At 72.1% G+C, this 19,498-nt stretch carries 20 protein-coding genes; 13 read left to right on the forward strand and 7 right to left on the reverse strand.

The window, feature by feature from the left end:
* The 4 genes from ACFV4N_RS25015 to ACFV4N_RS25030 all read left to right on the forward strand — a co-directional run.
* The coding region (locus tag ACFV4N_RS25015; protein WP_499675024.1) for a hypothetical protein at positions 1 to 807 on the forward strand (807 nt) is incomplete at its 5' end.
* A 152-nt stretch (positions 808 to 959) separates the two neighbouring features.
* Entirely contained in the window at positions 960 to 1,742 is a 783-nt protein-coding gene (locus tag ACFV4N_RS25020) for a tRNA(His) guanylyltransferase Thg1 family protein (protein ID WP_499675025.1), read from the forward strand.
* A gap of 97 nt (positions 1,743 to 1,839) precedes the next feature.
* On the forward strand, positions 1,840 to 2,235 hold the full coding sequence (locus ACFV4N_RS25025; protein ID WP_499675026.1) for a YciI family protein: 396 nt from the start codon (positions 1,840 to 1,842) through the stop codon (positions 2,233 to 2,235).
* 39 nt (positions 2,236 to 2,274) lie between these two features.
* Positions 2,275 to 2,673, forward strand: coding sequence for a DnaJ family domain-containing protein (locus ACFV4N_RS25030; protein ID WP_499675027.1), 399 nt, complete (start codon positions 2,275 to 2,277; stop codon positions 2,671 to 2,673).
* Between the two features lie 13 nt (positions 2,674 to 2,686).
* Here ACFV4N_RS25030 and ACFV4N_RS25035 read toward each other — a convergent pair whose 3' ends face one another.
* From ACFV4N_RS25035 to ACFV4N_RS25050, 4 genes are read right to left on the reverse strand one after another with little or no spacing between them, the layout of a single operon-like run.
* Complete coding sequence (locus tag ACFV4N_RS25035) at positions 2,687 to 3,325, reverse strand: TetR family transcriptional regulator (RefSeq protein ID WP_499675028.1); 639 nt, start codon at positions 3,323 to 3,325, stop codon at positions 2,687 to 2,689.
* Between the two features lie 59 nt (positions 3,326 to 3,384).
* Positions 3,385 to 3,981 carry a TetR family transcriptional regulator gene (locus tag ACFV4N_RS25040; protein ID WP_499675029.1) on the reverse strand — a complete coding sequence of 199 codons (597 nt, stop codon included), beginning with the start codon at positions 3,979 to 3,981 and terminating at the stop codon, positions 3,385 to 3,387.
* Positions 3,960 to 4,223, reverse strand: a complete 264-nt coding sequence (locus ACFV4N_RS25045) for a helix-turn-helix domain-containing protein (RefSeq protein ID WP_344035596.1) — start codon at positions 4,221 to 4,223, stop codon at positions 3,960 to 3,962. Before ACFV4N_RS25045 ends, ACFV4N_RS25040 begins: the two co-directional genes overlap by 22 nt.
* Positions 4,224 to 4,257: 34 nt before the next feature.
* Positions 4,258 to 4,707 (reverse strand): nuclear transport factor 2 family protein, encoded by a 450-nt coding sequence (locus tag ACFV4N_RS25050; RefSeq protein WP_499675030.1) that lies wholly within the window; start codon positions 4,705 to 4,707, stop codon positions 4,258 to 4,260.
* Between the two features lie 59 nt (positions 4,708 to 4,766).
* On the opposite strand from ACFV4N_RS25050, the gene ACFV4N_RS25055 reads away from it, so the two are divergent.
* The 7 genes from ACFV4N_RS25055 (at position 4,767) to ACFV4N_RS25085 (ending at position 13,541) form a co-directional block, all read left to right on the forward strand.
* Positions 4,767 to 5,918, forward strand: coding sequence for an NsdA family TPR-like regulatory protein (locus ACFV4N_RS25055; RefSeq protein ID WP_499675031.1), 1,152 nt, complete (start codon positions 4,767 to 4,769; stop codon positions 5,916 to 5,918).
* A 186-nt stretch (positions 5,919 to 6,104) separates the two neighbouring features.
* Positions 6,105 to 8,267, forward strand: coding sequence for a pectinesterase family protein (locus ACFV4N_RS25060; protein ID WP_499675032.1), 2,163 nt, complete (start codon positions 6,105 to 6,107; stop codon positions 8,265 to 8,267).
* On the forward strand, positions 8,264 to 9,139 hold the full coding sequence (locus tag ACFV4N_RS25065; RefSeq protein WP_499675033.1) for a carbohydrate ABC transporter permease: 876 nt from the start codon (positions 8,264 to 8,266) through the stop codon (positions 9,137 to 9,139). The genes ACFV4N_RS25060 and ACFV4N_RS25065 overlap by 4 nt, the downstream gene beginning before the upstream one ends.
* A complete protein-coding gene (locus tag ACFV4N_RS25070; RefSeq protein ID WP_499675034.1) occupies positions 9,136 to 10,044 on the forward strand; it encodes a carbohydrate ABC transporter permease in 909 nt (302 codons plus the stop codon). The genes ACFV4N_RS25065 and ACFV4N_RS25070 overlap by 4 nt, the downstream gene beginning before the upstream one ends.
* 7 nt (positions 10,045 to 10,051) lie before the next feature.
* Positions 10,052 to 11,335 carry an ABC transporter substrate-binding protein gene (locus ACFV4N_RS25075; RefSeq protein WP_499675035.1) on the forward strand — a complete coding sequence of 428 codons (1,284 nt, stop codon included), beginning with the start codon at positions 10,052 to 10,054 and terminating at the stop codon, positions 11,333 to 11,335.
* On the forward strand, positions 11,332 to 12,483 hold the full coding sequence (locus ACFV4N_RS25080) for an enolase C-terminal domain-like protein (RefSeq protein ID WP_499675036.1): 1,152 nt from the start codon (positions 11,332 to 11,334) through the stop codon (positions 12,481 to 12,483). The genes ACFV4N_RS25075 and ACFV4N_RS25080 overlap by 4 nt, the downstream gene beginning before the upstream one ends.
* A 110-nt stretch (positions 12,484 to 12,593) precedes the next feature.
* Positions 12,594 to 13,541, forward strand: coding sequence for a pectate lyase family protein (locus ACFV4N_RS25085; protein ID WP_499675037.1), 948 nt, complete (start codon positions 12,594 to 12,596; stop codon positions 13,539 to 13,541).
* A gap of 50 nt (positions 13,542 to 13,591) precedes the next feature.
* Here ACFV4N_RS25085 and ACFV4N_RS25090 read toward each other — a convergent pair whose 3' ends face one another.
* Complete coding sequence (locus tag ACFV4N_RS25090; protein ID WP_499675038.1) at positions 13,592 to 14,197, reverse strand: GyrI-like domain-containing protein; 606 nt, start codon at positions 14,195 to 14,197, stop codon at positions 13,592 to 13,594.
* Complete coding sequence (locus ACFV4N_RS25095) at positions 14,181 to 14,717, reverse strand: PadR family transcriptional regulator (RefSeq protein ID WP_499675039.1); 537 nt, start codon at positions 14,715 to 14,717, stop codon at positions 14,181 to 14,183. Before ACFV4N_RS25095 ends, ACFV4N_RS25090 begins: the two co-directional genes overlap by 17 nt.
* Before the next feature lie 89 nt (positions 14,718 to 14,806).
* Here ACFV4N_RS25095 and ACFV4N_RS25100 point away from each other — a divergent pair, with 89 nt between their 5' ends.
* A complete protein-coding gene (locus ACFV4N_RS25100) occupies positions 14,807 to 15,355 on the forward strand; it encodes a DUF6630 family protein (protein WP_499675040.1) in 549 nt (182 codons plus the stop codon).
* A gap of 51 nt (positions 15,356 to 15,406) precedes the next feature.
* Here ACFV4N_RS25100 and ACFV4N_RS25105 read toward each other — a convergent pair whose 3' ends face one another.
* Complete coding sequence (locus ACFV4N_RS25105; protein ID WP_499675041.1) at positions 15,407 to 19,279, reverse strand: galactose-binding domain-containing protein; 3,873 nt, start codon at positions 19,277 to 19,279, stop codon at positions 15,407 to 15,409.
* 38 nt (positions 19,280 to 19,317) lie between these two features.
* Here ACFV4N_RS25105 and ACFV4N_RS25110 point away from each other — a divergent pair.
* The coding region (locus ACFV4N_RS25110; RefSeq protein WP_499675042.1) for a hypothetical protein at positions 19,318 to 19,498 on the forward strand (181 nt) is incomplete at its 3' end.

Consider the following 19,498-nt stretch of genomic DNA (forward strand, 5'->3'; position numbering starts at 1 on the left):
AGGGAGGGGTTCACCCCGGACGGCCGCCGGGTCCTGGTCGCCTCACCGGGCGGGCTGCACGTGCACCCGGTGGCCGAGGTGTCCGACCCGCGGGCGGCCCGCGTCCTGGCGCTGCCGGCGGAGCACCGGTCGCTCGTCCCGCTGTCCGACCGGGCGGTGGCCGCGCTGCACGGGAGTCGGGTGACCGTCGTCCCCCTGGACGGCGCGCCGACCTCGTCGTTCGAGGTGCCGGCCCCGTCGGTGCAGGACCAGCTCTACGTTCGCCCGGGCCACCCGGGGCAGGTGGCCGTGCGGAACGCGGCTGGCGTCGAGCTGCGCGACGCCCGCGACGGCCGCCGGGTGGGCCGGGTGCCCGCGGCGGGCCCGTCGACGGCGGTGTTCGACCAGGCGGGCGCCCGCCTGGCCGTGACCACGTCGGCCGGCGAGGTGGAGGTCTGGGACGTGGCGCGCGGCACGAGGTCGTGGTCGTTCCCCGGTGGCGGGGTCGAACCCGTGGGCTTCCGCGACGACACCCTGGTGGTGGGGGCGGTGAACGGCGTTCAGCTGTGGCGCGACGCCCGGCTGGTCGGCCAGTTCGACCACGACGGCACGAAGAGCGGCCACTACCGCGTGGTGGGCGACCGGCTGCACCACGTCTCCTTCGGCGGCCAGGACGAGTGGGTGGTGCTGCGCGACTTCCGCTCGCTGCCGCTGGACCCGGCCGGGGAGGTGCGCCGGCTGTGCGCCCTGCAGGACCGTGACTTCACCGCCGTCGAAGCGGCGGCCCTCCCCGTCGGCGCGGTCCGCGACCGCCCCTGCGCCCGGTAGCCGGGGGACAGGGGGCATACCGGTGACCCGACCGGCTGGAACCCCGCGCCGACCTGCGCGCTGGGCTGAACCGCGCAGGAGGTGCCGGCCACCTCGGCCGGCACCCCCTCGCGCGCGGAAAAGCGGTGGCGCGGCCTTGGGAGGATGGCGGCATGCCTTCCAGGGATCCGCTGGGCGACCGCATGAAGTCGTCCTACGAGCACCGGGCGCGCCATCACCTGCCCCGCCGCACCTACACCGTGATCCGGCTCGACGGGAAGGCGTTCCACACCTACACCCGGGACCTGGCCCGCCCGTACGACGAGGGCCTGCTGGACGACATGGCCACCGCCGCCCGCTTCCTGTGCGAGCAGGTCTCCGGCGCCAAGCTCGCCTACGCCCAGTCCGACGAGATCAGCCTCGTCCTCACCGACTTCGACACCCCGCGGACCGAGGCGTGGTTCGACGGCAACCTCCAGAAGGTCGTCAGCGTGTCCGCGTCCCTGTTCACGGCGAGGTTCAACGAGCTGCGGCCGGGGCGGTTGGCGTTCTTCGACTCCCGCGCGTTCACCATCCCCGACCCGGCGGAGGTGGTGGACTACCTGGTGTGGCGGCAGCAGGACGCCACCCGCAACAGCATCTCCATGGCGGCGCAGGCCCACTTCGACCACGCGCGGCTGCACGGCAGGTCCTCGGGGGAGCTGCAGGACATGCTGTGGTCGGAGCACGGGGTCAACTGGAACGACTACGACCCGCGCTTCAAGCGCGGCACGGTGGTCTATCCGGAGGTCGTGACCGGTCCGGCGCCTTACACCGACAAGCGGACCGGCGAGGTGGGCGTGGCCGAGGAGGTGCGGCGCCGGGTGTGGACCACCGCCGCCGCCCCGATCTTCACGCGCTCCGACTTCCTCGCCGAGCGGATCCCCGGCGTGGCCGCCCGGACGACTGCGGAGTGACACGGGTCACAGCAGGGTCGTGTAGAGAACCCGCGACCGGCTCCGTCCCAGGGGTGAGAGCGTCGAGCTGGACGCGCACCGCACCGAGGAGCCCGACATGGCGAAGTTCCTGCTGCTGATGAACTACGGCCCCACCGCCACCTGCGACACCCCGATGGACCAGTGGGCGCCCGAGGACGTCGCGGCGCACATCAGGTTCCAGCAGGACTTCGGCGCGGCGCTGGCGGGCACCGGCGAGCTGGTCGACGCGCAGGGCCTGTCGGGTCCCGAGCTGGCCAAGCGGGTCGTCCACACCGGCTCCGGCGAGCCCGTCGTCACCGACGGGCCGTTCGCGGAGTCCAAGGACCTGGTGGCGGGCTACTGGCTGGTCGACACCACGCCGGAGCGCGCGCTGGAGATCGCGGCGAAGGCGTCCGCCGCGCCCGGCCCGAACGGCGTGCCGCTCGGCCAGCCGATCGAGGTGCGCGAGCTGCTGTCCGCGCCCGAGGTGTGAGCCCCCGCTCCCGGTAGCCTGGGGGCAGGGGGTGGGAGCATGACGGAGCGCAAACCCGCCGGTGTGGGCTTCGAGAGCTGGATCGAGCGGCAGATCCGCGAGGCGCAGGAGCGCGGCGAGTTCGACGACCTGCCGGGCGCGGGCAAGCCGCTGGAGGGCCTCCAGGGGCCGCACGACGAGCTGTGGTGGGTGAAGGAGAAGCTGCGCCGCGAGGAGGGCACCGCCCTGCCGCCCACGCTGCTGCTGCGCAAGGAGGCTGCGGCGGCGCGGGAGGCGGCCGGGCGGGCCTCGTCGGAGGCCGAGGTGCGGCGGGTCCTGGCGGAGATCAACGCGAAGATCGAGGACGCGATCCGCAAGCCCCGGTCGGGTCCGCCGCTGAACCTGATGCCGTTCGACGTGGAGCACGTGGTGGGGGAGTGGCGGGCCGCGCGCGGTTAGGGCCGCCCGCCGGTCACCCGGACCGCGCCGCCGCCGGGTCCGCCCGACCGGCGGCCGGGGCCCACTGGGGCCGCGCCGCCGGCACGGCCCACCCGCCGCTACTTCGACCCCGCATCGAGGCCGGCCGGTCCGTCCGCGCGGAGGGCACCGAGACCACGTGCGCCCCGACCACGGCCGAGGTGAACGCCTCGGCCTCCTCGCGCACGTCCGCCTCCGCCACGACCTCGCCCGCCGCCGCGGCGCGGTGGAGCAGGTCGCGCACCACGGCCGTGAGGCAGGCGAGGTGCACGCCCGCCACCAGGTCGAACAGCTCGCTGGTGTAGAGCAGCCGCACGCCGACCCGCACGGTCCGGTCCTCGTGCACCAGCAGGCCCATCCGCTCGACCAGGGCGACCAGCGTGCGCAGCGGCCCGGCGCCGCCGTCCTCCAGCTCGGCGCGCACGTCGTGCCAGCGGCGGAAGTACTCCTCGACCACGGCGACCGCGAGCGCCTGCTTGGACGGGAAGTGCCGGTACAGCGCGCCCTTCGTCACCGAGACGCGCCGGCAGACGGCCTCCAGCGACGTGGCCTCGTAGCCGTGGCGGTCGAACAGCTCGATGCTCGCGGCGACCAGGGCGGCCCTGGTGCGGGCTCCCCTGGTCGGATCGTTCACGCGGGTCCTCCACGGCGTCGAGTCCTGATGACACAGAGTAGTCAGGTGGGTACTCGAGGTCAACGAGGTGGATCGACCCGCAACCCCGCCCACACCTCCGGCCGCACCACGGCGGGCAGCCAGGAGCGCCAGACCCGCGCCAGGCCCAGGGCCACCGCGTCAGCCGCGTCCACCGCCATCCCCAGCAGGTGCGCGCCCACCAGCTCGGCCACCAGGCCCTCCGCCAACGACGACAGGTCGCCGTCCTCGCGCAGCTCGCCGCGCGCCGCCGCGCCGCGCAGCAGGTCGTGCGCGGTCGACCGCCACCGCGCGAGCTGCCGCTCGGCCACCTCCCCCGACACCGGCGACTGGAACACCAGCCGCCGCACCACCGGGTCGTCCGCCGCGTAGCCGAGGTCCACCAGCACCTGCAACGGGCTGCGGTGGACGCGCTGGAGCCGTTCGCGCGCCCGCGCCCACTCCCGGGCGTGCTGCTCCACCAACGCCACCGCGAGCGCCTTCTTCGAGCTGAAGTGGCCGTACAGCGCGCCTTTGGTGACACCGGCGCGGAGGCACACGTCGTCGACGGTCGCCCGCACGTACCCGTCGCGCTCGAACACCGCGGCCGCGGCCGCCAACAGCTCGTCGCGGGTCGTCACCGCCGTCTGCGGGTCCACCGGGCGACCGCCGCCGCGCGCTCCAGCTCGCGCGCCGGCGTGTCGAGCACCCGACCGAGCCAGGCCCGCCAGTACGGGCCCGGGATGCGCTTGCCGCGCTCCCACCGGGACACCTCCTCGCGGGTGACGCTCGCGTTGCCGGACGCCGCGTGGAGCCGTGACGCCAGGTCGTGCTGGGTCAACCCGCGCCCGCGGCGCAGCTCCGGCAGGAGGTCGCTGATCGGTCGGGGTTCATCCGGCACGGCGGCACCTCTCGTCGACGATCGGTCGCGATCGTCATCCTGGCACCGATCCGTGCGGCCAATCCGGTGATACCGGCGGAACACCGGCCGTGCCGAGGGCGCGGGCCAGCTCCAACGTGTCGGCGTACCAGCGGAAGTCGCTGATCAGGCCGCCCCGGACGGACACCGCGAGGGCGAAGTGGAAGGCCCGCGCCGCGCCGCTCACGTGCACCCGCGCGTGCAGGCGCCCGGTCAGCACGGCGTCCGGGCCCGCGGCGACCAGGAGCCCGGTGGTCACGCGGGTCGGCTCGAACGCGCCGAGGAACGCCAGGAAGAACGCCTCGACCTCGCGCGGCGAGCGCACCACGGTCGGCCACGGCGCGCCCGGCACCGGCGCCGCCCACCAGCGCACCCGGTCGGCGAACAGGCGGCCCGCGCCCGCGGCGTCGGCGGCGGCCCACCGGGCGACGAGCCGCTCCACCGCCGCCGTCGCCCCGCCTACCACCGCGGCGGGGTCGGGCGGTGGGCGGCGCCCGGTGGCGTCACGGGGGTCGGCGGTGTCACGTGAGCCTCCCGGCACGGGTCGTCGCGGACCCCAGTGTGCGGTGGGCGCGACCCCCGGCGCACGGGGCCATTGGGGTGCCCGCGCGGGTGCCTGCGGGTGGTACCGGCGGACGGCGGCGTACCGGGGGTGCGCGCCCGGGTAACCCTGGAGCCGTCCACCGGTGGCCCGCCCCGGGCTCCCCGACCCGACTCGCGAGGTGTGCCATGGCGGATCGCGGACACGTGCCGGCGCGGATCGGCGTCGCCGACGTCGTGGAGGTGGAGGAGGAGACCCGGAGGCTGCGCGAGGTGGACTACCGCCAGGGCGGCGGCGCGTGCCGGGACGCGGCGATCGTCGTGGCCGCGTGGAGCGGGCGGCTGTGCGCCGCCGCGGCGACCGACGCGGTGCGCCGCAGGCTGCTGGTGGCGCTGGCCGACGTGCACAACCTGGCCGCGTGGGCGTGCTTCGACACCGGGCTGGACCGGGCCGCGCTGCGCCACTGGGGCCAGGCGGAGCGGCTGGCCGCCGAGGCGGGCCACGAGGACCTGGTCGCCAACATCCACTACCGGGTGGGCCGGCTGCGCCTGCACCGCGGCGCGGTGGGGGAGGCGTTGAGCTGCTTCGGCCGCGGCCTGGTGTCCGCGCGCCGGGCCGGGTCCTCGCACGCCACCGCGATCCTGCGGGCGAACCAGGCGTGGGCGCTGGCCTGCCGGGGCGAGCGCGCCGAGGCGCTGCGGCGGCTCGGGCAGGCGCACGAGGCGTTCGCCGCGACCACCGCGACCGCCGTGCCCGGCTGGGCGCGCTTCTTCGACGAGACGGACCTGGGCGCGATCAACGGCCTGGTGCACACCGGGTTGGCCCGCACGGTCGACCCGGCCCACGCCGCGTCGGCCATCCCCGCGCTGACCTCCGCGGTGGCCGCCTACCCGGAGGGCATGGACCGCAGCCGCGCGCTGAGCCTCATCGCGCTCACCGCGAACCACCTGGTGGACAACGACTTCGAGCGCGCCGCCGAGACCGGCGAGCGCGCGCTGGCGCTCGCGGGCGAGGTCGAGTCGACCAGGGTGGCGGACCAGCTGCGCCCCGTCGGGAGGCTGGCCGGGCGGTACCGCGGCGACGCCCGCGCCCGCGAGCTGGCCGGCCGGATCGCGGCGTTCGCGCCGGCCGCCTGACCTCCCCGGACGTCCCGGGCCCGTCGAATTCGACTCGATTTCGACGATTCGTCGAAACAGTCCGTCGAACGCCCGTCGAACCGGATTGCGTCGTTGACGTGCGCCGAACATTTTCGTAATACTCTGTTCGCACTTCTGGAAAGCGTTCACGGATATGAACGAACTCGCCGGGGAAGGCCCCTCGACATGCGGATTATCGGTTCTGCGCTCGTGCTCGCGTGCGCCCTGGGCGCGCTGGTCGCCGCACCCGCGCAAGCAGGTCATGACCTGGGCAGACAGGTTTTGGAGCCCGGCGACGGCTGGGCGTCGAGCGGCACCGGGACCACCGGTGGGTCGAAAGCGACGACCGAGCACGTGGTGCGCACGGCCGCGGAATTGCGCGCCGCGCTGGCGGCCCCCGCGCCACGCCTGATCAAAGTCCGCGGCGTCATCGACCTCCGCCAGGACTGCTCTTCTTACGCGACCGGCGGATACACGCTGCCCGCCTATTTGGCGGCATACGACCCGGCCGTCTGGGGGCGCGACAGCGAACCCAGCGGCCCGCTGGAAGATGCCCGCGCCGCGTCCGCGCAGCGGCAACTGGCGGCGATCGGCCTCCCCGTGGGGAGCGACACCACGATCGTCGGAGACGGGCGCGGCGCGGGCATCACGGGCGCCAGCCTGCGCGTGCACAACGCGAGCAACGTGATCATCCGCAACCTCACCTTCCGCGACACCCGGGACTGCTTCCCGCAGTGGGACCCGACCGACGGCGCGGAGGGCAACTGGAACTCCGCCTACGACGCGGTGTCCCTCCAGCGCGCCACGAACGTGTGGGTCGACCACAACACCTTCACCGACCAGCCGCACCCGGACAGCGCCGCGCCGACCTACTTCGGCCGCCCGTACCAGCAGCACGACGGCTCGCTGGACATGACCAGCGGCACCGACCTGGTCACCGCGTCGTACAACCTGTTCGAGGACCACGGCAAGACGATGCTCATCGGCTCGTCGAACACCTCGACCACCGACCCGGGCAAGCTGCGCGTCACCGTGCACCACAACGTGTTCCGCAACGTCGAGGAGCGCCTGCCGCGCGTGCGCTTCGGCCAGGTCCACGTCTACAACAACCTGTACGAGCCCGGACCCACGTTCGTCTACGCCTGGGGCGTGGGCGTGCGGTCCGCGCTCCACGTGGAGAACAACTACGTCAAGCTCGGCAACGGCGGCTCCGTCGAAGACCTCATCCACAACTGGGGCGGCACGGCCATCACCGAGACCGGCACCCTCGTCGACGGCCGGCCGGTCGACGTGCTCGACGCCTTCAACGCGGCCAACCCGACCGCGGCGCTGTCCGGTGACGCCGGGTGGACGCCCACGCTGAACCGGGGCCTGGAGCCCGCGCACCGGGTCAAGAACCTCAAGGCGGGTGCGCTCCAGCGCGAGCGCTACCACGTCGCCAAGGGCACCGACTTCGACACCGTGCAGGCCGCGATCGACGCCGCGCCCCCCGGCACCACCATCACCATCGGCAAGGGCGTCTACCGCGAGGTGATCAAGGTCCCCGCCACCAAGCGGGACCTCACCCTCAAGGGCTCCACCGGCACCGCCCGCGACGTCGTCATCGACTACGACAACGCCAGCGGCACCACCAAGCCCGACGGCACCACCTACGGCACCACGGGCTCGGCCACGGCCACCATCGAGGCCGACGGCTTCACCGCGCGCGACCTGACCTTCAGCAACTCCTTCGACCGCGCCGCGCACCCGGGGATCACCGCCACCCAGGCGGTCGCGGTCAAGGCCACCGGCGACCGGCAGTACTACGACCGCGTCCGCTTCCTCGGCCACCAGGACACCCTGTACGCCGACACCAGGTCCGCGGGCACCCGCGCCCGCCAGTACTACCGGGGCGGCGAGATCGTCGGCGACGTCGACTTCGTCTTCGGCCGCGCCACCGCCGTGTTCGACCAGGTCAAGATCCACGCCCTGCACCGCGACGGCGAGCCCGCCGGGTACGTCACCGCCGCCAGCACCCGTCGCGACAACCCCCGCGGCTTCCTCATCGTGAACTCGACCATCACCAGCGACGCCCCCGCCGGCTCCTACTACCTGGGCCGCCCGTGGCACCCCGGTGGCGACCCGGACGCCGTCGGCTCCGTCGTCATCCGCGACACCAGGCTGCCCGCCGCGATCAAGGCCGCGCCGTGGACCGACATGTCCGGCTTCCCGTGGCGCGAGGCCCGGTTCGCGGAGTACCGCAACTCCGGTCCGGGCGCGGGCACGGGCGCGGACCGGCCGCAGCTCACCGCCGAGCAGGCCGGGCAGCACACCGTCCGCGCGTACCTCGGCGACTGGATCCCCGCATGAGGACTCGCACGTGGGCGCCCTACGCGCTCATCGCACCGACGCTGCTGCTCATGGCGGTCTTCCTGGTCTACCCGATCGGCAGCGTCGTCTACTACAGCCTCCAGCGCTACAACGTGACCCAGCCCTGGAAGAACGGCTTCGCCGGGCTGGACAACTTCAAGCAGATGCTGTTCGACGACCCGCTGTTCTGGCAGAGCCTCGCGTTCAGCGCCAAGTGGGTGTTCGTCGAGGTCGGGCTCCAACTCCTGCTCGGCCTGGTCCTCGCGCTGATCGTGAACGAGACGTTCGTCGGCCGGGGCGTCGCGCGGGCGCTGGTGTTCTCCCCGTGGGCGGTCTCGGGCGTGCTCACCACGGGCATCTGGATCCTGCTGCTCAACCCGTCCACCGGCATCTTCCAGGTGCTCTCGGAGTGGGGCATCGGCTCGCCGGGCACCTCGGTGCTCGGCAACCCGGACACCGTGTTCGACGCCCTGGTGGTGACCGAGCTGTGGCGCGGCGTGCCGTTCTTCGCGATCCTGCTGCTCGCCGACCTCCAGAGCATCCCCAAGGACCTCTACGAGGCGGCGTCGGTGGACGGCGCGAACCGGTGGCGGCGCTTCACCAGCGTCACCCTGCCGCACCTCAAGGACGCGATCATCCTGTCCACCCTGCTGCGGGCGGTGTGGGAGTTCAACAACGTGGACCTCATCTACACCCTGACCGGCGGCGGACCCGCCAACCAGACCACCACCCTGCCGCTGTACGTGGCGCGGCAGGCCGTCGACTCGCACAACTTCGGGTACGGCTCGGCGCTCACCGTCGCCGGGTTCCTCATCCTGCTGTTCTTCTCGATCCTGTACCTGCGCGTGTCGAAGTTCGGGAGCCGTGCATGACCGAGACCCTGGGCAAGACCGACACCCTGGTGCGGGAGGTCGTCGACACCACGCATCGCAGGCCGCCGGTCAAGCGGCGCTCGCGACCCGTGGCCGAGGAGCCCGGCAAGCGGTGGATGATCCACCTGCCGCTGGCGCTCTACCTGCTGTTCACCCTCGTCCCGTTCTACTGGATGCTGGTGTTCGCGGTGCGGCCGACCGGCTCGACGCAGCTCGTGCCGTGGCCGATCTCGTTCGAGCACTTCGACACGGTGTGGAACGACATCGGGTTCGGCGTGTTCTTCTACAACAGCGTGGTCATGGGCCTCGGGGTGCTCGTGTTCGTGACGCTGCTGTCGGTGATGGGCGGGTACGCGCTGGCGCGGTTCAAGTTCCGCGGCCAGAAGGTCTTCCTGCTGGCCATGCTGTGCAGCCAGTTCATCCCCGGCGCGATGATGCTGATCCCGCTGTTCGTGATCTTCAAGGGCCTCGGGCTGCTCAACAGCATCACCGGCCTGGTCATCGCGGAGGTGGCGTTCCAGCTGCCGCTGTCGCTGATCCTGATGGCCGGCTTCATCCGCAACATCTCCGTGGAGCTCGAAGAGGCGGCGATGGTGGACGGCTGCTCGCGCCTGCGCGCGTTCTTCGCCGTCGTCCTGCCGCAGCTCAAACCCGCCCTCGTGGCGGTCGGGTCGTTCGCGTTCATCGGCGCCTGGAACAACTTCCTGTTCGCGCTGATGTTCGCGACCAGGCAGGACAAGTTCACCCTGCCGGTCGGCCTGAGCTACACGTTGGGTGAGTTCAACACCGACTTCGGTGCGCTCGCCGCCGGCGGCGTGGTCGCGGCCGTTCCGGTGGTCCTGGTTTTCGCCGTCGTGCAGCGGTTCCTGGTGCAGGGGCTCAGCGCCGGGGCTGTCAAGGGATAGGAGCATCATGAGGAAACTGCTGGTCGCCGTGGCCGCCGCCGCGCTGGCGCTGACCGCCTGCGGGTCCGGGGACTCGGGAGGTGACGGCAAGGTCACCATCACGTTCTGGGACAACAACGGAGGGCCCGCCCGCGAGCCGATCTACAAGGAGCTGATCTCGCGCTTCGAGTCCGCGAACCCGGACATCAAGGTCGAGTACGTCGGCATCCCCAGCGCGTCGGTGCAGCAGAAGTACGACACCGCCATCGCCGGCGGCGAGACGCCCGACGTGGGCGGCGTGACCACCTCGTACCTCGCGCACCTGATCGGCCAGGGGGCCCTGGCGCCGCTCGACGACCGCATCAACGGCGGTCCGCTGAAGGACAAGCTGCTGCCCTCGCTGGTGGAGACCGTCCGCCAGACCGCGCCGGACGGCAAGCTGTACATCGTCCCGTCGTCGGCCAACCTGGACATCATCTGGTACCGCACCGACTGGTTCAAGGACGCGGGCCTGGAGCCGCCGAAGACCTGGGACGAGTTCATCACGGCCGCCACGAAGCTCACCGACGCGGGCGCGAACAAGTACGGCTACACCATCCGCGGCGGCGCCGGCTCCGTGTTCCAGCTGATCACCGAGGCGTACGCGTACTCCGGCGTGGACAGCTTCTTCGAGGGCGGCCGGAGCACGCTGGGCGACAGCGCCAACGCCGAGCTGGTCGGCAAGATCGCCGACCTCTACAAGAAGGCCACGCCCGAGGCCGACATCAACAACAGCTTCACCCAGATGATCGCCCAGTTCACCGGCGGCTCGGTCGCCATGATGCACCACAACCTGGGCTCCTACAGCGACGTGAGCAAGGCTCTCGGCGACAAGGTCGCCGCGATCCCGCTGCCGGTCGGCCCCAGCGGCAAGCGGACCGTCGTGCCGAACCCGACCGACGGTTTCGCGGTGTTCAACAACAGCGAGAACCAGGACGCGGCGTGGAAGTTCGCCGAGTTCCTGACCTCCGCGGAGTCCAACAGCTACTGGAACGAGAAGGTCGGCCAGATCCCGGCGAACACCGACGTGCGCAGCGCGGCGTGGATCGACGAGAGCGCCCACGTGAAGATGGCGCTCGGCGTCCTGGAGGACCCGGCCACGATCCTCGTGCCCGCCCCGGTGTACCTGCCGCAGTACTCGTCGATCACCAAGGCGGACAGCGAGCCGCTGTACCAGAAGGTGCTGCTGGGCGAGCTGTCCGCGCAGGACTTCCTCAACGGCATCGCCGAGAAGCTGACCGCCGCCCAGAAGGAGTGGGAGGACCGGAATTGATCGAGCGCGTCGAGGTGTCGGTGTTCACGACCACCGCGTGGACGGCGGTGGACCCGCACGGGCACCGGCACCCGAGCGCCGAGCACGAGGTTCGCGAGGCCGTGCTGGAGATCACCGACTCCGACGGCGTCGTGGGCCGCGTGCAGGCGCACCCCGACCAGCTGCGGCCCGCCGTGCTGGAGTCGATCGTCAAGCCGGTGCTGATCGGCGCCGACCCGTGGGACCGCGAGCTGCTGTGGCGCAAGATGGCCCGCAAGCAGCGCGGCTCCCACGGCCGGTTCACCGACCGCGCCCTCGGCTACGTCGACACCGCGCTGTGGGACCTGGTGGGCAAGCGGGCGGAGCTGCCGGTGTGGAAGCTCATCGGCGGCGCCCGCTCCCGCGTGCCCGCCTACGCCAGCACCATGTGCGGCGACGAGATCCCCGGCGGCCTGTCCACCCCCGGCGACTACGCCGAGTTCGCCAAGCAGCTCGTCGAGCGCGGGTACCGGGCGATCAAGCTGCACACGTGGATGCCGCCGGTGCCCGGCGCGCCGAACGTGCGGGCCGACATCGCCGCGTGCGAGGCCGTGCGCGAGGCCGTCGGCCCGACCGTGGCGCTCATGCTCGACGCCAACCACTGGTACTCGCGCACCGAGGCGCTGGAGCTGGGCCGCGCCCTGGAGCGGCTGGACTACTACTGGTTCGAGGAGCCGATGGAGGAGGCCTCGATCAGCTCCTACCGGTGGCTGTCGGAGCAGCTGTCCATCCCGGTCATCGGTCCCGAGGTGGCGTGGGGCAAGCACCTCAGCCGCGCCGAGTGGGTGACCTCCGGCGCGTGCGACATCCTGCGCGCCGGGCCCACCGACGTGGGCGGCATCTCGCCGACGCTCAAGGCGCTGCACCTGGCCGAGGCGTTCAACATGGACTGCGAGATCCACGGCGACGGCTCCGCCAGCCTGGCCGTGCTCGGCGGCACCGACAACGGCCGCTGGTACGAGCGCGGCCTGCTGCACCCGCTGCACGACTTCGACCGCGTGCCGCCCCACCGGCTCGCGATCGCCGACCCGCTCGACGACGACGGCTTCGTCACCCTGTCGACCTCACCCGGCCTGGGCGACGAGTTCGACGTCGAGCACATCCGCGACCACACGATCGAGAGGTGGTGAGCACGGTGTAGCCGACCGCGACCGCCGCCAGACCTCCGCCGCCAGACCTCCGCCGCCAGAACGACCGCCGCCGGTTCCCTTTTCATCCACAGTCGTATGGAGGAAACCGAATGTCCCGCAAGACATCCCGTGCGCTGCTCGCGGCCACGGCCCTCGTCGCCACCGCCGTGATGGTGGCGCCCTCGGCCAACGCCGCGTCGTTCAACCTGGAGGGTTGGGCCACGCAGTGCGGCGGCACCACCGGAGGCAGCGGTGGCGCGACGGTGAACGTCGGCAGCGACGCGACCGCGTTCATCAACGCGGCCAAGTCCGGCAGCGCGCAGGTGATCCGGGTCTCCGGCACCATCACCCTGTCCAGCATGGCGAAGGTCGCGTCCAACAAGACGATCATCGGCGTGGGCTCGGGCGCCGCCATCGTCGGCCACGGCCTCAACGTGTCGGAGGCCAACAACGTCATCATCCGGAACCTGAACTTCAGGAACTGGAAGGACGACGCGATCAACGTCCAGTACTCGACGCGCGTCTGGATCGACCACAACAGCCTGTCCAACGGCTACGACGGCGCGATCGACGTCAAGCGCGCGTCCGACTGCGTGACGATCTCGTGGAACAAGATCAGCAGCCACGACAAGTCCATGCTGCTGGGCCACAGCGACGACAACGGTGGCGAGGACCGCGGCAAGCTGCGGGTCAGCTACCACCACAACTGGTTCGACGGCACCAACCAGCGCCACCCGCGGGTCCGCTTCGGCAACCCCGTGCACGTCTACAACAACTACTACGGCGGGGTGACGTCCTACGGCGTCGCCTCGACGCAGGAGGCGGGCGTCCTCGTCGAGGGCAACTACTTCGAGAACACCGAGGACCCGTTCCACCGCGGCGAGGGCAGCTCCGACCCCGCCAACCTGGTGGCGCGCAACAACCACTTCGTGAACTCGGGTTCGGGCGACCAGGGCGGCAGCGTCAAGTCGATCCCGTACTCCTACTCGCTGGACTCGGCGAGCACCGTGAAGTCGGTCGTGCAGGGCGGCGCCGGCGTGGGCAAGGTCTCCGGCTGACCCGGTCCCCGGTGTGAGGACGGCCCCCGGCGAACCCCGCCGGGGGCCGTTCAGCCCTCGACCGCGACGGGCTGCCGGAGGATCGTGCGCAGCTTGTCGGGCGCGACCCGGCGGGGGTCGCCGAGGTAGATCTCGTGGTGCCTGCCGGTCATGCGCAGGCCGTGCCCGGGGATGAACTCGTGGTGCATCCGGTCGAGGACCTCGGCCTCGTCGTCGTAGGGGCCGAGGTGCAGGGTCTGGACGCAGGTGCCCTCGTCGAGCGGCCGGAGGTCGACCAGGTCGGTCGCGCCGGCCTCCTCCGTCGCCGCCGCGACCAGGTCCGGCGGCACCCAGTCGGGCACCAGGATCATGAGCGTCCAGCTCCACCGGCTCTTGTCGCGCCGCGACGTGAACGCCTCCATGTCGTCCGCCCACCACAGGCCCTCCAGCGGCATGACGACGTAGTCCCGGCCGAGTTCCCGCTTGCTGGCGAACTTGAGCTTGTAGGCGGCGGGGTAGAGCGCGGCGAGCGCGGCGGCGTACTCCGGACCGGTGTTCGGGTCGCCGCGGCCGTCCACCGCCAGGTACCGCAGCGGCGGCACCTCGACGACGCGGAACACGCCGTGCCGGGCCCGGTAGCAGTCCAGCTCCTTCTTGAGGTCAACCTTCTGCGTCACGACGCGCACCTGCCGGGCCCGACTCGTCGAGCCACTGCCTTTCCGCCCCCAGGAGGCTCAACGAGTAGGTGAAGATCGAGTCCACGAACGGCGGCAGCGGCCCCTGCGCCCGCCTGGCGGCCTCGACGGCCCGGATGCGCTCGTCGAGCCGCCGGCGGCGCTCGTCGAACGCCGCCGCGACCTGCTCCCCGGTCAGCAGCGGCAGGTTCGCCAGCCCGACCAGCAGCGGCGGGCGCAGCGGTGCGGGGTCGCCGATGGCGGCGACCGCGGCTTCGACGGCCGCCCGCCGCCCCCGCTCCGTGGCCGAGTAGACCCGCCTGCTCCGGCTCGACGGTCCGGGCTCGGACTCGACGCAGCCCTTGGCCTGCAACTTGTTGAGCAGGTAGTAGATCGACGAGAAACCGAGGTCGGCCCACTGCCGGATGCCGCGCTCCTCGACCACGCGCTCGATGTCGTAGCCGTGGCCGGGCCGCTCGATGAGCAGGCCGAGGACGGTCAGCTCCGCCGGGGTCAGGTCCACGCCGGTATTCTAGCACTGGAATAGCGAGGTGGATCTCCGAGGCCGTGCCGCCACGGGGGTCGTGCGGCCTCGTCGGGGATGATGCGCGGGTGGATCTGCGCTCCTGGTTCCGACGCCGGCCGCCCACACCGCCCGCGCCGCCACCCCCACCGCCACCGCCACCACCGCCGGTGGCGGCCTACCGGCCCCTGGTCGAGCTGCTCGCCGACCCGCTGCCCGAACCGTGGCGGTCCTCGCGCTGGGAGGCATTCCTCGCCGGGTTCGCGCTGCAGGTCGAGGAGGAGGGTGACACGCACGTCGCGCGCTGGCAGGCGCTGATCGAGGCGTTGCAGCACCCCGACGAGCCGGAGGACTGGTGGCTCGCCTTCGTCGTGGACTGGAAGGACGGGCAGGAGGCCGTGGCGCAGGCCGCCGCGCTCGCCGAGGCCCACGGCGTGACCGAGCCGTACGCGTGGAGCGAGGACGCGCCGCCCTACGTCCCGGACGTGATCGAGGACTTCTCGCGGTGGGTGCTGCGGCACGACCTCCGCTACGTCCGGTGGGAGCGGGACGACGACGCGTACTACGGCTTCGTGCTGCGGCCCGAGCAGGTGCCAGAGTGGGAGCGGCTGAGCGTCGAACTGGGCCTGCACGGGTGAGGGCGACCGCGCCCCCGGCGGCCCGGGCCACCGGGGGCGCGGTCGTCGCGCTCACGGGTTGATGGTGAGGGTGAAGGTGGTCGTGCGGTTGCGGACGTCCTCGTTGTTGCCGCTCAACCGCAGGTCGTGGAACGTCGCCGAGCCGACCGCCGGCCCCTGGCCCGCCTCCGGCAGCTCGTTGACCCAGACGCCGATGCCGGACTTGGCCTGGAACGCGTCACCGCTGAGCCGCGCCCCGGAGATCGAGACGTCGGTCAGCACGGTGTCCTGGACCGGGTTCTGCGGCTGCCCGCCCACGTAGTTGGTCTGGAACATGATGCCGCTGTAGGTCGGGTCGACGATGTCCACGTCGGTGACCCGGATGCCCCGGAACGGCTTGGACGCCGAGAACATCCAGATGCCCGGGAACGTCTGCGCGCCCCAGAAGTGGCCGCCGGTGCGGACCAGGGTGATCCCGCTGAACGTGGTCGGCTCGGGCCCGAAGCCGTTCATCGGGTAGCCGAAGTCCAGCGAGCTGATCGTGACACCCGAGTAGGTGAGCGTGTCGGCGACGTGGATGTTGCGGAAGGTGTTGAGGTAGCCGCCGTACACCGCCAGGCCCGCCGCCCGCCACGGCGTCAGGGACGTCAGGTTCTCGTAGACGTTGTCCTTCTCGTCCGCGCCGCCCGCGTCGATGGCGGAGAACAGCGCGAAGCTGTCGTCGCCGGTCGAGCGCGCCTCGATGTTCCGCACGCGGTTGTCGGTGCTGCCGTTGGTCATGTTGACGCCGTCGGCGAACGTGTTGCGGATGCGCGAGTCCTCGATGGTCATGCGGTCGGTGTTCGCGCCCCAGTAGAGGCACACCACGTGCTCGGCCCAGACGTCGTCGATGGTGATGTCGGCGACGTTGGCGAAGTCGAACACCTTGCCGGGCCCGTCGATCCGCGTCACGTAGTTGCCGAAGAACGAGAACCCGCTGAACGTCGAGCCGTTGACCGAGGACTCGGCGCGGAAGCCCGCGTCGGTGTTCTCCTGCGTGGTCGGCACGACGAACCTGGTGAACCACGGGCCCGCGCCGATCACCCGCACCGGCTTGCCGTACACCTGGAACTTCTGCGCGGTGGTGTAGGTGCCCGCCGGCAGGTAGACGCCGAGCAGGGTGCCGCTGGTGTCCATGCGGAACCGGTCGAGCGCGTTCTGCACGTCCTGGTGGCCGAAGCCGGTGGGCGTGACGTACCGCGCCGGGTCGGGGTTGCCCCGCGCCACGGCGTGCTCGAAGTTGACGAAGTCGACGGCGTAGTTGGTGGTGTTCGCGGCGTCCTTCTGGAGCTTGATCCGCGTGCCCGCCGGGAACGTGCCGTCGAGCACCACGTTGGCCTCGTCGTAGATGTGCCGGGGCCCGCCGGCGCTCGGGGAGTTGCCGGGACTGGCCTCGTTGCCGTAGAGCCAGGTGTGGCGCGAGGTCAGCTGGAGCGCCTTGTGGAACGTGCCGTTGACGTAGACGTTCAGCGTGGCGTCGATGCCGCCGCCGCCCGGCGCGTCGGGGATGGAGAAGCGGGTGACCAGGGTGTTGGTCGCCACGCCGGTGGTGAACTCGACGGACGCGCCGGTGCTGTTCAGCGTGACCGCGCGGCGGCCGGACGCCTCGCCCGCGAGGTCGCCGATGACGCGGTTGGGCCCGATCTTCTGCGCGCCGCCCGCGACCACGCCGTCCTCGGCCTCGACGTGCTGCCAGGGCACGTTCGCGCCGCGGCCGACGAACAGCGGCTGGGTGGACAGGTTGTTGCCCTGCCGCGACGGGATCTCGTTGGCGTCGACCGCGACCTGGGCCCGCACGGTGTGGTTGCCGTTGGCGGCGGTCCAGGTGCCCAGGCCGATCGGCGGACTCGACTGGCCGGGCTGGAGCACTCCGGTGTGGCTGCCGGTCAGCGTGCGCACCACGCCGCCGGAGGCGTTGAGCAGGGTGAGCGTGACGCCGTGCGCGCCGCCGGCCGAGGCGGAGCTGCCCTCGTTGCGGATCACCGCGGTGAAGGTGACGTCCTGGCCGTTCGACGGGTTGCCGGGCGACCAGGTGACCGTGCCGACGAGGTCCGAGCTGGGCACCGGGGTGATCACCAGCGGGGAGGGGTGCACGCGGGCGTTGTTGGCCTCGTCCTGCTCGACGACCTTCTTCGCCTCGTCGACCTTCGCGGTGTACTCGTAGGAGCCTGCGACGCGCGCGCCGACGTTCGCGGTGACGGTCGCGGACGCGCCCGCCGCCAGCGCGCCCACCTGGGCGGTGCCGGCGGACCGGTCGCCGAGGAAGAACGTCACGTCGGTGGCCGCGGACGCCGCCGTGCCCGCGTTGCGCACGGTGGCCGACAGCGTGACCGGGTCGCCCTCCACCGGGCTCGCCGGGGTGAACGAGGTGCCGGTGACGGTCAGGTCCGGGTTGGGCGCGGCCACGCCGAACACCTGGAGCTCCGCGACCTGGCCGCCGGGCGCGCCGCTGTTGGCGGTGATGCGCAGCCGCACGTCCGCGACGCGCCCGGACAGCGGGATGGTCACCGTGTTGCCCGAGGCGGGGTTGAACGCGTAGTCGCGGGCGGGGACCAGGCCGGTGAAGCCGGTGGCGCCCTGCTCGCGGCCCTGCACCTCGATGTTCTGGGTGCGCGGGCCCCACGCGGGCGACGGGTTCAGCTTGACCACCACCGAGCTGAGGTCGGCGTTGGCGCCGAGCTGCGCGGTGAGGGTGTTCGGGTAGGTCGCGCCCTCCCAATAGGTGGTCACGTCGCCGTCGTTGGCGTTGGCGGCGACGAAGGTGTGCGTGTGTGAGCCGGCCGTGACCGGCTTGCCGGCCGCAAGGTCCCGGCCGCCGCCCGAACCGGGCCGGGTCACGCTGCCGCTGGGCGGGGACTGGTTGCCCGCCGCGTCCCTGGCCACGACGTGGTAGGTGACCGCGAGGCCGTCCGGCTGGGTGTCGGTGTGGGAGAGCACGGTGCCGGGGACGCTGGTGCGCAGTTGGCCGTTGGCGTAGACGTCGTAGGCGGTGACGCCGGTGTCGTCGCTCGACGCGGACCAGGTCAGCCTGACCTGGCCGGACTGCGGCGTGGTGAAGGCCAGGTCCGTCGGCGCGGTGGGCGCCCGGGTGTCGCCGCCGGAGGCGCCGTGCACCTCGAACTCGGAGACCTGCCCGGCGGGCCAGCCGGTGTTGCCGGTGATCAGCAGCCGCAGGTACCGCGTGGTGGTCGCGGTGAACTGGATGGTCACCGCGTTGTTCGCGGCCGGGGTGAAGGCGTACTGGGCCGAGGGCACGAGGTCGCTGAACGCGCTGCCGTTCGAGCTGTGCTGCACGGCCAGCGTCTGCGTGCGCGCGCCCCAGTTCGCGGTGGGCAGCTTCAGCACCACGCGGTCGACCTTGAGGGCCGCGCCGAGGTCGGCCCGCAACCACTGCGGGAACGCGTTGTTCGCGCTCTCCCAGTAGGTGGCCTGGTCGCCGTCGCCCGCGTTGGCCGCCTGGTAGACGTCGCTGTGGCTGCTCGCGGTGTAGGTGGCGGGCAGCACGGCTCGGGCGTCGACCACCCGGCGGACCTCGACCTCGGCCAGCCGGGCGCGGTCGCCGTCGCCGCTGCCGGTCACCTCGACCTGCACGAAGCGGACCAGGGTCGGGTCGACGTCGAACGTCACCCGGTTGCCGCCGGCCCGGCTGAAGGTGTGGGTGCCGGACGGCACGAGCGTGGACAGGCCCTCGCCGTCCAGGCTGGTCCGGATGCTGAAGGTCTGCCGCCGCTCGGCCCAGTGCTCGGGCACCGACAGCCGGACCTGGTCGATCCTGGTCGGCGCGCCGAGGTCGAGGCCGACCGAGGCGGGGAGGGAGTCGGCCTGCCAGTAGGTGTTCCGGTCGCCGTCGCTCGCCAGGGCGGCGGAGGGGGCGCCCAGGGCGGTGGCGGGGGAGACCAGGGTCAACGCGGTCAGGGGCAGTGCGAGCAGTGCCGCGGCTAGGCGTGAACGAGCACGTGTCGTCGGTGACATCGGTGCCGGCCCTTCTCGTCGGGCGGTGCAGGGGTGGCCGCAAGCAGGCGGAATTCGCGGTTGTCGATAAGTTCCGCCCGCTTGTCGATTTTTTGCGCAGTGCGCTCGAAGAGTTACAGACCGGCTGTGTGGAAGTCAACACATCGGAAACGG

This window comes from Actinosynnema sp. NPDC059797, from assembly GCF_042732085.1.
Lineage (GTDB): Bacteria > Actinomycetota > Actinomycetes > Mycobacteriales > Pseudonocardiaceae > Actinosynnema.

Excerpts from the sequence above, each read along its gene's own strand:
- ACFV4N_RS25065 (WP_499675033.1), top strand. The coding sequence starts at position 8,264 with ATGAGGACTCGCACGTGGGCGCCCTACGCGCTCATCGCACCGACGCTG.
- ACFV4N_RS25075 (WP_499675035.1), top strand. The coding sequence starts at position 10,052 with ATGAGGAAACTGCTGGTCGCCGTGGCCGCCGCCGCGCTGGCGCTGACC.
- ACFV4N_RS25030 (WP_499675027.1), top strand. The coding sequence starts at position 2,275 with ATGACGGAGCGCAAACCCGCCGGTGTGGGCTTCGAGAGCTGGATCGAG.
- ACFV4N_RS25025 (WP_499675026.1), top strand. The coding sequence starts at position 1,840 with ATGGCGAAGTTCCTGCTGCTGATGAACTACGGCCCCACCGCCACCTGC.
- ACFV4N_RS25060 (WP_499675032.1), top strand. The coding sequence starts at position 6,105 with ATGCGGATTATCGGTTCTGCGCTCGTGCTCGCGTGCGCCCTGGGCGCG.
- ACFV4N_RS25020 (WP_499675025.1), top strand. The coding sequence starts at position 960 with ATGCCTTCCAGGGATCCGCTGGGCGACCGCATGAAGTCGTCCTACGAG.
- ACFV4N_RS25085 (WP_499675037.1), top strand. The coding sequence starts at position 12,594 with ATGTCCCGCAAGACATCCCGTGCGCTGCTCGCGGCCACGGCCCTCGTC.
- ACFV4N_RS25070 (WP_499675034.1), top strand. The coding sequence starts at position 9,136 with ATGACCGAGACCCTGGGCAAGACCGACACCCTGGTGCGGGAGGTCGTC.